Origin of the sequence: Paenibacillus sp. LPE1-1-1.1, assembly GCF_040676435.1 — a bacterium.
Classification (GTDB): domain Bacteria; phylum Bacillota; class Bacilli; order Paenibacillales; family Paenibacillaceae; genus Pristimantibacillus.
Genome location: NZ_JBEGHY010000012.1, coordinates 1399548 through 1413123 on the forward strand (window position 1 = coordinate 1399548; position 13576 = coordinate 1413123).

Sequence of the window (13576 nt, forward strand, 5' to 3'; positions counted from 1 at the left end):
ATCTTCAAGGCAAGGCTATAGCGGAAAGCAAGGCGGTTACTGAAATAAAAGAGTAGGAGGATGAACGCAAGTGAATGGCGAGAAAATATTGGAAGAAATAAAAAGCCGGTCGGTAAAGCTCGAAAGCGCGGATGATCTGGACGTGATCGTTCAAGCGGTCGGAGATGCTGATTTTGTGCTGCTGGGAGAAGCCTCGCACGGCACCTCTGAATTTTATACGCTGCGTGCGGAATTATCGAAACGTTTGATCCTGGAAAAAGGCTTCTCCTTCATTGCCGTTGAAGGGGACTGGCCCTCTTGTTACACGTTGAACCGTTACATTAAGCAATACCCGGACGCTGTCGCAAACGCTAGAGAAGCCCTTCGTGATTTCAATCGCTGGCCGACGTGGATGTGGGCGAATAACGAAGTCATGGATTTGACGGAATGGCTGTATGATGTTAACAAGACTCGATCGGATGAAAGAAAGATTGGCTTTTATGGGATTGATGTATACAGCCTATGGGAGTCCATGGATGAAATACTCAGCCATCTGAAGAGAACGGGATCACCGGAATTGGAAGCGGCGCAAAGGGCGTTTGAATGTTTTGATCCCCACAACCGCGATCCGCAAAAGTACGGGGTTTCGGCAGCTTTCTTATCGGAAGGCTGCGAGGAGGAGGTGGTTCATCTTTTGAAAGAGCTTCAGGCCAAAAGACAGCTAAGCAAGGGAGAAGATGAATCGGCTCTGAGCGATGAATTGAATGCCTTGGTTGCGGTGAATGCTGAACGGTATTACCATTCCATGGTTCAAGGCGGACCGGATTCCTGGAACGTTCGGGACCGGCATATGGTGGAGGCGCTTAATCGCATTAAAGCCTTTCATGGAAAGGATGCCAAAGTCATTGTCTGGGAGCATAATACGCATGTCGGCGATGCTAGAGCCACGGATATGGAAGCCGACGGGATGGTGAACGTCGGCCAATTGCTCCGTGAGCAGTACGGCGTTGATCGGATCTATATTGTGGGATTCGGCACGCACCGCGGAACCGTGATTGCAGCCGACCATTGGGGCGGAGAAATAAAAACGATGAACGTACCGGAGGCTCAGCAGGGCAGCTGGGAAGATTTGCTTCATAAGGCAGGGGCCTACGACAAGCTTCTGGTGTTTGACCATAACCTTGCGTTATTCGATGAGCCGCTGGGGCATCGGGCTATTGGTGTCGTATACAATCCTAGGCGCGAACGCGGAAATTATGTCCCGTCGAAGATGGCCGAGCGATACGATGCTTTTGTGTATGTAGACGAATCGCATGCCCTCTCTCCTTTAAAGCAGGGGATTTATCACTATTAAAACCGAAAAGGTTCTGAGATAAGTGAAACAGGGTGCCCTATAGGAGCACCCTTTTTATGATCATTCAGCTAATTAACCGATGAGATCAACATTTAGAAATGAGTTATACAAACTTCCGGCTCGTTTTCTTCCCATCGCAGCTAAACACGATCTTTTTATCTTCAACGAATGTCTCCAAATGCACGTTTTTCCCCCAAAGCTGAACGACATGCGGCAGCGTGCGCTCCACATATTTGAGATCAAGCTCCATGCCCTCGTATTCATGGATCAAGTAAAGCTCGCCCACGCGGTTGAAATCGCCGTCCTTCACCATTAAGCTCGGAAAGCCGCCGTTTACTTTGGAGTAGACGAGCTGATCGCGAATGTTCTCCCAAGACTTATCGGTAATTTTCCATTCCGGGCCTTTTTTCTCGAAAATATAAAGATCGAGGTCGTTCACTAAGTCCTTTGTCAAATAGTTGCGGAGGAAGGAGATATCGGAATCGAGCTCGCGCACCTCGAACATTTTTTCCCTGCCCTTCCCGGGAACGCGGCCGAAGCGCCTTTGTTCTTCCGGGGTTGGGTTATCGAAGCGTCGCTCGATATCCTCGAATATTTTGAGCCCCAAATAGTAAGGATTCAGGCTGTGCCGGGATGGCTGGACGACGGAGGAGTTCAGCTTGGCAAACTCGATCGTCTCGTCGCTCGTCAGATCGAGCTCGCGGATGATGCGCTGATGCCAGTAGGAAGCCCAGCCTTCGTTCATGATTTTAGTCTCGATTTGCGGCCAGAAATAGAGCATCTCGTCGCGCAACATGGACAAAATATCGCGCTGCCAGTCTTGAAGCGCCGGTGAATATTCCTCGATGAACCAGACGACATCCTTCTCCGGCCGCGGCGGGAATCGTTTGGCATCGGCGGCCTGGGATTGAGCGGCAGAAGCGGCGGCAGCCGTTCGATCGGGATCGAGATTCCATAGGTCGTCATACTGGGAAGCAGGAATGTTCCATTCAGAACGCTCGCTGTCCTTCTGAACCATCTCAATGTAGCGCTTCTTATCAAGCTGGTAAGGCTTAATAAGCGTCGGGTCGACATGCTCTTGAATCGCAAGGATCGCATCGATAAATTTCTCGACGGCTTCGGTACCGTAATCCATTTCATATTGTTGGATACGCTCAGCGGTAGCGGACATGCTCTCGACCATATTGCGGTTGGTCACGCCGAAGCGGGCATTGTTCTTGAAAAAATCGCAGTGGGCGAGCACATGCGCGACGATGAGTTTGTTTTGGATTAAGGAGTTGCCGTCGAGAAGGAAGGCGTAGCAGGGATTGGAATTGATGACGAGCTCATAGATTTTGCTTAAGCCAAAGTCGTATTGCATCTTCATTTTGTTGAAGGTTTTGCCGAAGCTCCAGTGGCTGAAGCGGGTCGGCATGCCGTAAGCGCCAAACGTATAAATGATATCCGCAGGACAAATCTCGTAGCGCATCTGGTAAAAGTCGAGCCCAAACCCTTGCGCTATTTCGGTTATTTCATCGATGGATCGCTCCAGCGCGCGAATCTCATCCTGTTTCATCCGTCATCCCTCCGCACTCGTAAATACGATTCATACCATGTTTATGAAAGAATGGCCAAGGTTATGACGATGGCAGCTTAAACGGCTTAACTGTAAATTTTTTCATGTTATTTTAAGGTTTGTTTCAGATTGCTCTCAGATACTTACATTACAATGCGTAGTGTGGTTGTGCGAATGAGCTTGAGCACAGACGCCATCCGCGAAAAAATCCAGGAGGGAACGAGATGAAAAACAAAAAGATAGCCATGCTGGCAGCTATAATGATTATCGTGATTGGTGGTGCTCTCTATTATGTTTATGATCAGTTAACCGGCAATCATGTAGAAATCGAAAGTGTCATTGCGGAAGCTCCTGCAGAAGACAACAGTGGGGTCATATCCGGAAATTCAGGAAATTCAGGAAATGCAGACAACACGGCGGCATCGGCAGATAACGGCGCGGAGGCCTCAGGTGACGCTACTGACGTAGACGGGACATGGACGATCGGCAGCGATTCAAAGGTTTATTTCTCGGTAACAACCTCTAGGGATACCGTCAATTACGAGATTAATAAGGTAACGGGCTCATGGGAGCTGAATTCCTCTGATCCTGCTCAAACGAAAGCAGAAGGCACCGTAGATGTGACGAGTATGGATTCTGGAAATGCGCAGCGGGACAAGCATATTTCAGAGGCGGAATACTTAGATACAACCCAATTTCCGAATGCTGAATTTAAGGCAACCTCCTTTGAGGGATTGCCGACAGCATGGAAATCTGGCGAGGTCTACGATGTAAGTATTACAGGAGAGCTTACGGTTAAGGGAATTACGAAGGAAGTTGCATTTACGGGTAAAACAACATACGATCAAGGCTCATTGAAGCTTGAAGCAAGCACGGTCGTGACCTTTGGTGATTTTGGCATGAAAAATCCGCATACGGTCGTTATGGAAACGGAAAATAATCTAACCGTCGAGCTAAGGCTTTTACTTAACAAATAAAGCAGTTTTCAGAAATAAAAGGCTCATTGCTAAGCAATCTGAACATACGCCTATAAAATAAAAAACCTTTGCAGAACCGCCAGCTTGGAGTAACATCTCCGAGCGAGGCTGGTTTTTCAAAGGTTTTTTTCATTTAGTTTAATGTCGTACATCGCCTGGTCGGCGTCGCTGATCAGGTCTTTTAGGCTGTTGCTTGTCCCCTGCATGGAACTGATGCCAATGCTTGCGGAAATTAATTCGGATGGTTTGTCCGCTAATCGTAAACGGCTCTTTGAACGAATCCTTTATTTTGCCGGCTACGAATTCGATATCCTGATTGTCGACCAAATGCTGAAAGCAAATAACGAATTCATCTCCGCCGTACCTTACGAGAATATCGGTTTTACGGACGTTCTGTTTAAGTCTTGCAGAGATTTGAAGCAGCAGCAGATCTCCGAAATCATGTCCGAAAGAATCATTAACCTCTTTAAAGTCGTCGATATCGATAAACATTACGCTGAACTGCTTGTCCGAGCCGTTAAAGTACAAATGGGACAAATAACGCCGGTTGTATAATCCGGTTAAGCTATCGGTGACGCTTGCATTTTCGAGTTCCAAAATATAAGCAACAAAAGCAGCCATGGATTCGAGGAAACCGAGCTGCCTTTCATCTAGATGGATAGGCTCGCTGTTTAACGCGCAAATGGCGCCGATCGATTGGCCGTCATCTGTTTTTATAGGCATGCCGGCTAACGAACCTTTTCCAAGCTGTTGGGTGACCGGTAAAGAGGCAGTGCGCTGGTCGTCGAGTGTGTTAGGTATGATGAGTAGGGGAACGGATTGCTTCGCAATGAGGCTGCCGTAGCTTTGTAACAATGGCAGGATGGGATTGCTTTGCGTCAAACTATCTTGATGGTTAATTGCCCGGATGATTCTGCTGCCATGGCCAACGTCTGTTGTGATGAATATGGTGTCTACTTGTAGAAAGTGCTTCAAGGTGTCGATGATATGGTCGGCTGCATCTTCTAGTGAGCGTGAAGTACTGCTCATGTATCTCAACTCCTGCCGTAGTGTTGAAACCAGGGTTTTACCTAATTAGTTCCATAGTAGTCTAAAATGAGGAGTAACTCAAGGAACAAATGATGAAAAATGGGATAAATGAACTATATATTTTTCTATGTGCTACTTTCTAATCAGAAATTGCATTAAAGCGAATGTTTACAAAATATGAATTTACATATATATAAATTCATATACACTAAAATTAATACTTGAATTAATTACGAACCTGTAGTTAAATAATATTATGAATTCATATTAATGATTGACTAACTAATTAATGAAACTATTAATTGATGTGAGGTGGATGATCATGGCAGACAAAGCAACAATGATCGTGGATAAGGATTTCCAAATTGGAGAAGTAGACAAACGCATATACGGTTCATTCATAGAGCATCTGGGGCGTGCGGTTTATGGAGGCATTTACGAGGCTGACCATCCGCAAGCAGATGAGCAGGGGTTCCGTTCCGACGTACTCGAGCTTGTAAAAGGGCTTGACGTTCCGATCGTCCGTTATCCTGGAGGCAATTTTGTATCCGGTTACAATTGGGAGGATGGCGTCGGCCCGGTTGACCAACGCCCGAAAAGGCTTGAGCTGGCATGGAGAACGGTAGAGCCTAACTGGATCGGCTTCAACGAGTTTATGGATTGGTGCAAAAAGGCGAATACTGATGCTATGATGGCCGTTAATTTGGGTACTCGCGGCATTGATGACGCGCGTAACTTGATTGAGTATTCCAATCATAAATCAGGCTCATATTGGAGCGATCTGCGTATCCAGCATGGTTACAAGGACCCGCATAACGTAAAAACCTGGTGTCTGGGCAACGAAATGGACGGACCGTGGCAAATTGGCCATAAAACGTCGGTAGAATATGGCCGTCTTGCTAACGAAACAGGTAAAGCGATGCGTTGGGTCGATCCGACCATCGAGCTGATCGCATGCGGAAGCTCTCATATCGGTATGCCTACATTCCCGGAATGGGAATCTACGGTGCTTGATCTGGCTTATGATACAGTAGATTATGTGTCTATTCATCAGTATTACGGTAACCCGCATAACGATACGCAAAACTTCCTTGCGCAATCCATGAGCATGGATTCTTACATTAACACGGTTATCTCAACCTGTGATTTTGTGCAAGCGAAGAAACGCGGCAAGAAAAAAATCAATCTGTCCTTCGATGAATGGAATGTATGGTTCCACTCCCACGCTCAAGATAAAAAACTTGATCCTTGGCAAATTGCTCCTCCGCAGCTTGAAGATGTGTATAATCATGAGGATGCGCTTGTGGTAGGTTGTATGCTGATCAGCATGCTGAAGCGTGCTGACCGCGTGAAAATGGCTTGTATCGCGCAGCTGGTTAATGTTATCGCACCGATCATGACGCAAAACGGCGGTCCTGCTTGGAAGCAAACGATCTATTATCCGTACATGCACGCAAGCATTTTCGGCCGTGGAACGGTTCTTGTGCCGCTTGTGAAATCGCCTAAGCATGATACAAAGGATTTCACGGATGTTCCTTACCTGGAGACGGTAGCCGTGCATAACGAAGAGAAAGAGGAAGTGACGATTTTTGCGGTTAACCGCAATATCGACGAAGCGCTGCCTTTTGAAATCGATCTTCGCAGCTTCGGCGCTTTCCAGATTATCGAGCATATCGTGCTTGAGCATGAGGATCTGAAAATGACAAACACGGCAGATGCGCCTAACCGCGTAACGCCGCATACAGCAGGGAACGCTGCGCTTGCTGACGGCGGAAAAATTCAAGCGACGCTTGGCAAAGCATCGTGGAACGTTATCCGCATTAAGCTTTCATAAAAAAACAAACGGGGTATCCGGAAGCCGATAATACGGCTTTTGGGATGCCCTTCTCTTATTATAGAATAGAGAGAGGAGGGGTCAACGATGATACATGCCAATACAAACGAGGAATGGCTGCCTTTATATGAAGCATTAGCCAGTCCGGTAAGGCTTTCCATTATTAATCTGCTTGCAACGGATATGATGAACGTCAAGGAGCTGGCCGAGGCCATTGGCCTGAGCAGCGCGATTGTCACGATGCATATCCGAAAGCTGGAAAAAGCAGGAATCGTTCAGACCAAAATGGTGCGCAAGCAGGGAGGCACTCACAAAATATGCACCCTCGCGGAACGTTCCATTGCGATTGAACTTCCGCATCCTACGCTGGATGTGAAGAAGGTGCATGATGTAAGCGTGCCTGTTGGACATTTTACGGAGTTCGAGGTGTTTCCGACCTGCGGCATCGCGACGGTAGACAAGCTGATCGGCCAATTTGACGATCCGCGCTTCTTCTTGGAGCCGGAGAGAATGAATGCCGGCATTTTGTGGTTCGGCAAAGGCTACGTGGAATACAAGGTGCCGAATTACCTGCTTGCTGGACAGCGTCCGATTGCGCTGGAAATTACATTGGAACTTGGCTCTGAAGCTCCGGGCGTCAACGAGAACTGGCCTTCGGACATTGATTTCTCGCTCAATGGCAAGGACATAGGCATGTGGACGAGCCCGGGCGATTATGGCGAAGTCAGAGGACGTTTCTCGCCTCCTTGGTGGGGAGACCGCGTCAATCAATACGGCTTGCTTAAGGTGATACGCATACAAGAGAACGGCACCTTGATCGACGGACAGCACATGTCGTCCATTAGCATCGGGGAAATCGGGCTTGAGCGCAATTTTTGGACATTCCGTATAGGCGTAAAAGAGGATGCCGTGCATGTCGGCGGCTTAACCTTGTACGGAAAAGGCTTCGGCAATTACAATCACGACATTATGTTTCGGGTCTTTTACGAGGATGTGCGCGGCGTCTAAGGCAGTCTAACTGCTTTGAAGCCGCGCTTCACCCCGCTCTCCTCACCTCACGCCTCCGCGTTATCAAATGCACGGAATCCGCCGTTTATTTTATTTTCCGATATGCCATTTCTAATATCTAGAAGATATAATGGGTGTAATAGCTAGATAATGCCATGATTACCCGGAGGATCAAAGATGCTGACCATGTTCGCTTTTCTAAAAAAGTACCGTTTAGCTGTTTATGTGGCTCTGCTGCTAATGCTGGTAGAGCTTATGGTGGAGCTGCTTCAGCCTTATATTATTTCCAAAATCATTGATGACGGGATCGGTAAGGATAATCTGGCGGTCGTGCTGCAGTGGGGCGGCTTCTTGATAGGCTGCTCTGTTATTGCATTTGCAGCAGGGATATTCAGCTCCTTTTACGCCTCTCACGTCAGCCAAAGCTTTGGATATGATTTAAGGGAACGTTTATACGAAAAGGTACAATCATTCTCGTTCGCAAATTTTAACCTTTTTCCGGAATCATCGCTTATTACGAGACTTACAAACGATGTTTCGCAGCTGCAAAATACGGTCTTTATGGGTTTGCGTATTATGCTGCGCGCTCCGCTGCTCGTCATCGGAAGCATTGTGATGGCATTTGTCGTCCAGCCTAAGCTTGCGATTTGGCTTGTCGCCGTTATACCGTTTCTTGGAATTTTTCTGCTTTGGGTGCTTAAGAAGGGCGAAAAATTATTTCGCTCCGTACAGCAGCAGCTCGATCAGGTGAACAGCGTCATGCAGCAAAATTTGATCGGAATGAGAATTGTCCGCGTATTCGTTCGAATGGGGCATGAATCATCACGGTTTGCGCGTTCAAGCGGGCAGTTGATGGACCGGACCGTTGCAGCGCTTCGCCTTACGGAAGCTACGATGCCTATCGTTCTTCTTTTTATGAATGCGAGCGTCATGGCTGTTCTTTGGTTTGGCGGAATTGAGCTTGATACAAACGGAGCAACGGTCGGAGAAGTTATCGCAATCGTCAATTACGCGACAAGAACGACGGCGGCGTTATCCATTATGTCGATGATCGTGGTGAACTTCTCAAGAGCGCGCGCATCGGCTCAAAGAATAGAAGAAGTCTTGCTCACGAATATTGACTTGACCGACACGGCGGAAAGCGATGAAGGCTTAAAGCCGCGTGAGGGGCATGTTTCGTTTAAGGACGTATCTTTTGAATATCCGGATTCGGATCAGCATGTGCTGCAGCATATATCCTTCTCGGCAAAACCAGGCGAGACGATTGCCATAATGGGCGCAACCGGATCGGGAAAAACCTCTCTCATCCAGCTGATCCCGCGTTTGTACGATGTGCAGTCTGGAGAAATAAGCGTGGATGGCAAAGATAACCGCTTAATGAAGCTCGAGCATCTCCGCAAGCAGATTGGATACGTGCCGCAGGAAATTATGCTGTTCACGGGCTCGGTGGAAGAGAATATACGCTGGGGTAAAGAAGACGCTACCCTTGATGAAATTATAGAAGCAGCGAAGCTTGCGCAAATCCATGACACGATAATGAAGCTTCCGGAGCAATACGATACGATTGTGGGTCAGAAGGGCGTCAACCTGTCAGGCGGACAGAAGCAGCGTCTTACGATTGCGAGAGCTCTGGTAAGGAAGCCGGTTATTTTGCTGCTGGACGATAGTACGAGCGCTCTGGATGTCCAGACCGAGTCGGCGCTTCTGCAAGCGCTTAAGCATATCAAATGCACCACATTCCTCATTACGCAAAAAATCAGCTCTACGCTGTCGGCAGACTCCATTCTGCTTCTAGATGACGGGCAGCTTTTGGCACAGGGGAAGCATGAGCAGCTTATCCAAGGGTCGCCTTTGTATCAGAAAATTTATGAATCACAGTTCGGGAAGGAAGGTGTATCCCGTGCTTAAACGATTGAAAGAACCTTTTCAATATGCTAAACCGTTTGACGGCAAGATGGCGGAATCAAAAGACCAGATGGCCGGAGGCGGCCATGCCAGAAGCAAGCCGCGGGCGAAGAACATGTCCGGCACGCTGAAGAAAATGTGGAATTATCTCTTTGAATATAAAGGGAAACTAGCGGCTGTCATCATCATGGTAGTGCTAAGCTCCGCCTTATCCTTGCTTGGTCCTTATTTGGCGGGCACGGCAATCGATCATTTTTTGATCAACCGGGACAGCGGCTTTGCGGTGTTTCTTATTGGAATGGCAATTGTTTATGTGTTTCATTCTTTGACAATGTGGTTACAGAGCATATGGATGATTGCGATCTCGCAAAAAACCGTATACCGTATGCGCGTTCAATTGTTTGAGCACCTGCACAAGCTGCCGATCCCCTATTTCAGCAAACGCCAGCATGGCGAGCTGATGAGCCGGGTGACAAACGACATTGAAAATGTCAGCGCATCCTTAAACAGCTCGGTTATCCAAGTGTTCTCCAGCATGCTTCTGCTCATTGGCACGGTGAGCGTCATGCTCTCGCTTAGCCCGCTTTTGACCTTGTTGACGTTTCTTGTTGTGCCCCTAATGGTGCTGGGAATGAAATGGATAACGAAGCAAACGGGGCGGCTGTTCAAAGCCCAGCAGCGCAATCTAGGTGATTTGAACGGATATATTGAAGAGACGCTATCTGGACAGCGCATCGTGAAGGCCTTTTCCCAGGAACGCACGGTTATAGCCGCCTTCAAGATGCGCAACGAGCGAATTCGCGTTTCGGGCTTCTGGGCGCAGGCCATTTCCGGCTTCATTCCCAAGCTGATGAATGCGCTCAACAACCTGAGCTTTGCCATTATTGCCGGAATCGGCGCGGTTTTTGTATTGAATGATCAAATCACGGTAGGTACCATTATTATATTCGCGGAGTATTCACGGCAGTTTACGAGGCCGCTTAATGATCTCGCAAACCAGTGGAACACGCTGCTGTCCGCCGTTGCCGGCGCGGAGCGGGTGTTTGACGTGCTAGTCGAAGAGGAGGAACGGGCGGACGAAGGCGCTGCTAAGGAGCTGGCAGAAGTAAAGGGGAGCGTTATTTTTGACCGGGTAACGTTCGCTTACGAAGGACGGGCATCAACGATTAGCGACGTAAGCTTCGAATTGACCCCGGGAGAGACCATCGCGCTAGTAGGTCCTACCGGAGCAGGCAAAACGACGTTAATCCAGCTTTTATGCCGGTTTTATGATCCAAGCTCGGGCCGGATCTTGATCGATGGTCACGATACCCGAATGATCAAGCGTGATAATCTGCGCTCGCATATGGCTTTTGTGCTGCAGGATCCTTTTTTGTTCGAAGGTACGATACATGAGAATATCCGGTACGGCAAGCTCGATGCGACGGATGCAGAGGTTGAACAGGCTGCGAAGCTTGCCAATGCCCATTCGTTTATCACCCGTTTGAAATCCGGCTATAGCACTGTGCTTAAAACGGATGGCAGCGGGATCAGCCAAGGACAGAAGCAGCTTCTTGCGATAGCCAGAGCCATACTTGCCAATCCTTCCATTCTCGTGCTTGACGAAGCGACAAGCAGTATCGATACCGTTACGGAAATTAAAATCCAAGAGGCGATGCAGCGTTTGATGCAAGGCCGAACGAGCTTTGTGATCGCCCATCGTTTGAATACGATCCAGCAAGCGGATCAAATTGTGGTCCTTCAGGATGGTGCCATTATCGAAAAAGGATCCCATTCGCAGCTTCTGGCACGACAAGGCTTCTATAGCTCGTTGGTTAACGGACAGCTGAAGAATGGCATGTTGAACGAAACGAGCTAACCTTCTAGCAGCCGCCGTACAAAGCTGATTCGTAACGGAAATTGCAACTATTTTCAGGGATTGCGAGTATAAGTAGGTATAACATGGAGGTGGGACATATGACTATTGCACAGTGCGCCAACTGCGGACACAACAACGATGTCGATGCAAACAGGCTGATGGATGTGGAATGCTCCGCTTGCGGCTCGAAGCTTATCGAAGAATCCGTTCCCTTTGAGATAGCCGAGGAGGAGCTAAAGACATCCTTGGATTTGAATAAAGAAAAACCGTTAGAGGAAGTCGACATAAATAAGTGGATCGGCAAAATCGGAGACCACGAGAAACAAACGAAGTACGTTGAGGAAGGGTTTTGGGCGAAAGTGAAGCGGCATGCCGCTAAAGTTCCTTTTGCCAAGGAGGTTGTGACGCTATACTATTGCTCGGCTGATCCGAAAACGCCTATTTCAGCCAAAGCAACGGCAATCGGCGCATTAGCTTACTGGATCTTGCCTTTGGACCTTATTCCTGATTTCCTTCCGGTAGCAGGCTTTGTTGACGACGCAACTGCCGTGTTTATTGCGTACAAAGCGATCAGCGGCCAAATTACGGATGATCACCGTGAGAGAGCAGAACAGTTTTTTGTATTAAACAAAGGCGTAAAGCTGATTGACCATCAACAATAGAATAATGGGAAACAAGAAGGATGGCCCTGCGGACTTTTTCGCATAGGTGCCATCCTTCTTTTCATAAGAGGAGAAGCCTACAATTAGAATAAGCTCCAATCAAACTCCTGCGACAAGGTTTCGAGAAGGGCAACGCCGGCAATGCTGTTACCTTTCCGATTCAAGGAGGGTCCGATCAATCCAATGCCGTATCTCCCGGGTACCAGCGTTAAGATACCGCCGGAAACGCCGCTTTTGGCAGGCAATCCGACTTGAATCGCAAATTCGCCTGACGCGTTATACATTCCGCATGTAGTCATGAACGTTTTGGCAATTTGGACGTAACGACGGGGGATAAGTTCTTCTCCGGTAAGGGGGTTTATGCCATTATGGGCAAGAACCAAAGCCATCTGGGCTAATTCCGAACAGGTAATACGGATGGAGCAATGCCGAAAATAAACGTCGAGGACATCCTCGACCTCTCCTTGCAGCACGCCGTTGTCTTTTAGGAAATAAGCCATCGAACGATTTAAATTGGCGGTAGCGGATTCCGAACGGTAAACATCCAGATCATAATCCAGTGCTTGGTTATTAGAAAGAAGTCGCATGAATTCGAGAACGCGGCCGGATTTTTCCTTAGGATCCTTTCCCGCAATCAAGGATGAGATCGCAATCGCACCTGCATTGATAAGAGGATTAAAAGGAATGCCCGGCTGTACAAGCTCTAGCTTAAGCATGGAATTAAAGTTGTCGCCGGTAGGCTCCATTCCGACTTTATCAAATACAGCTTCTTCCCCGTTATCCATAAGCGCAAGAATGAGCGTGAAGACTTTAGAAATGCTTTGCATAGTAAAAGACAGCTCCGTATCGCCAGCGGAAACGGAGTATCCTTTAGAGTTGATCAAATGTATCCCTAATGCACCGATCGGCGATTTGGACAGCTCGGGTATATAGGAGGCTACCTTGCCATAGCTGCATTGTTGCCGGCTTTCTTCCACCCATTGCGGCAGCAGGGCCTTGATACGTTCCATTTCAGGCAATGACATTTTGTTACTCCTCCCGTACAACGTTTTGAATGATCGAGTAATTGGCTTCGTCACCTACTTATTTTATAACAACAGCTAAACGATTATAAAGTTGTTCCTTTGATAGGGTGCATGAATACGAAGGTTCGATACAGCCCGATATGGTTAAAAACATGCTTTGAAAAGTTTTTTTAAATAAATGCTTGACCAATTGGGCGGTAGCATGATATATTCTAATTCCGGCCGAGAGAAACACGCGGACGACAAGCGAAACAAACGATTCAAACGAAAGAAAAAAGATTGCTCTTTGAAAACTGAACAACGAGTAATAACTGCCCTTACGATCCTAACGGATCGTTAGAAAAGCGATAAAAAGTAATGAGCATTTCAAACACCAATTTGGAGAGTTTG

General features: G+C 47.7%; 10 protein-coding genes and 1 pseudogene. 7 read left to right on the plus strand and 4 right to left on the minus strand.

From position 1 onward, the window contains the following. Window positions 1-70 precede the first annotated feature (70 nt). Window positions 71-1333, plus strand: coding sequence for an erythromycin esterase family protein (locus tag MRBLPE1_RS16710; protein ID WP_364147183.1), 1263 nt, complete (start codon window positions 71-73; stop codon window positions 1331-1333). A gap of 103 nt (window positions 1334-1436) precedes the next feature. On the opposite strand, the gene MRBLPE1_RS16715 is transcribed toward MRBLPE1_RS16710, so the two are convergent. Then, a complete protein-coding gene (locus MRBLPE1_RS16715) occupies window positions 1437-2888 on the minus strand; it encodes a SpoVR family protein (protein ID WP_364147186.1) in 1452 nt (483 codons plus the stop codon). 224 nt (window positions 2889-3112) lie between these two features. Between MRBLPE1_RS16715 and MRBLPE1_RS16720 the strand changes: the two genes are divergently transcribed. Continuing rightward, window positions 3113-3865: a YceI family protein gene (locus tag MRBLPE1_RS16720; protein WP_364147188.1), complete on the plus strand. Its 753-nt coding sequence runs from the start codon at window positions 3113-3115 to the stop codon at window positions 3863-3865. Between the two features lie 116 nt (window positions 3866-3981). Here MRBLPE1_RS16720 and MRBLPE1_RS16725 read toward each other — a convergent pair whose 3' ends face one another. Together MRBLPE1_RS16725 and MRBLPE1_RS16730 are read right to left on the minus strand one after the other, a co-directional pair. Beyond that, entirely contained in the window at window positions 3982-4071 is a 90-nt protein-coding gene (locus MRBLPE1_RS16725; RefSeq protein WP_364147191.1) for a hypothetical protein, read from the minus strand. Window positions 4072-4090: 19 nt separating this feature from the next. Then, window positions 4091-4894: pseudogene (locus MRBLPE1_RS16730) on the minus strand (sensor domain-containing diguanylate cyclase); the annotation flags it as partial. Between the two features lie 322 nt (window positions 4895-5216). Here MRBLPE1_RS16730 and MRBLPE1_RS16735 point away from each other — a divergent pair. The 5 genes from MRBLPE1_RS16735 to MRBLPE1_RS16755 all read left to right on the plus strand — a co-directional run bounded on the left by MRBLPE1_RS16735 (window position 5217) and on the right by MRBLPE1_RS16755 (window position 12161). Beyond that, complete coding sequence (locus tag MRBLPE1_RS16735) at window positions 5217-6728, plus strand: alpha-N-arabinofuranosidase (RefSeq protein WP_364147193.1); 1512 nt, start codon at window positions 5217-5219, stop codon at window positions 6726-6728. A gap of 87 nt (window positions 6729-6815) precedes the next feature. Beyond that, window positions 6816-7736 carry an ArsR/SmtB family transcription factor gene (locus MRBLPE1_RS16740; protein WP_364147196.1) on the plus strand — a complete coding sequence of 307 codons (921 nt, stop codon included), beginning with the start codon at window positions 6816-6818 and terminating at the stop codon, window positions 7734-7736. Window positions 7737-7913: 177 nt separating this feature from the next. Continuing rightward, on the plus strand, window positions 7914-9644 hold the full coding sequence (locus MRBLPE1_RS16745) for an ABC transporter ATP-binding protein (protein ID WP_364147198.1): 1731 nt from the start codon (window positions 7914-7916) through the stop codon (window positions 9642-9644). Next, entirely contained in the window at window positions 9637-11499 is a 1863-nt protein-coding gene (locus MRBLPE1_RS16750) for an ABC transporter ATP-binding protein (protein ID WP_414698878.1), read from the plus strand. Before MRBLPE1_RS16745 ends, MRBLPE1_RS16750 begins: the two co-directional genes overlap by 8 nt. A gap of 98 nt (window positions 11500-11597) precedes the next feature. Next, window positions 11598-12161, plus strand: coding sequence for a YkvA family protein (locus MRBLPE1_RS16755; protein ID WP_364147200.1), 564 nt, complete (start codon window positions 11598-11600; stop codon window positions 12159-12161). An 83-nt stretch (window positions 12162-12244) separates the two neighbouring features. On the opposite strand, the gene glsA is transcribed toward MRBLPE1_RS16755, so the two are convergent. After that, the gene (gene glsA, locus MRBLPE1_RS16760; RefSeq protein WP_364147204.1) at window positions 12245-13186 is read right to left on the minus strand and encodes a glutaminase A; all 942 of its coding nucleotides are present in this window, start codon (window positions 13184-13186) and stop codon (window positions 12245-12247) included. Window positions 13187-13576 lie beyond the last annotated feature (390 nt).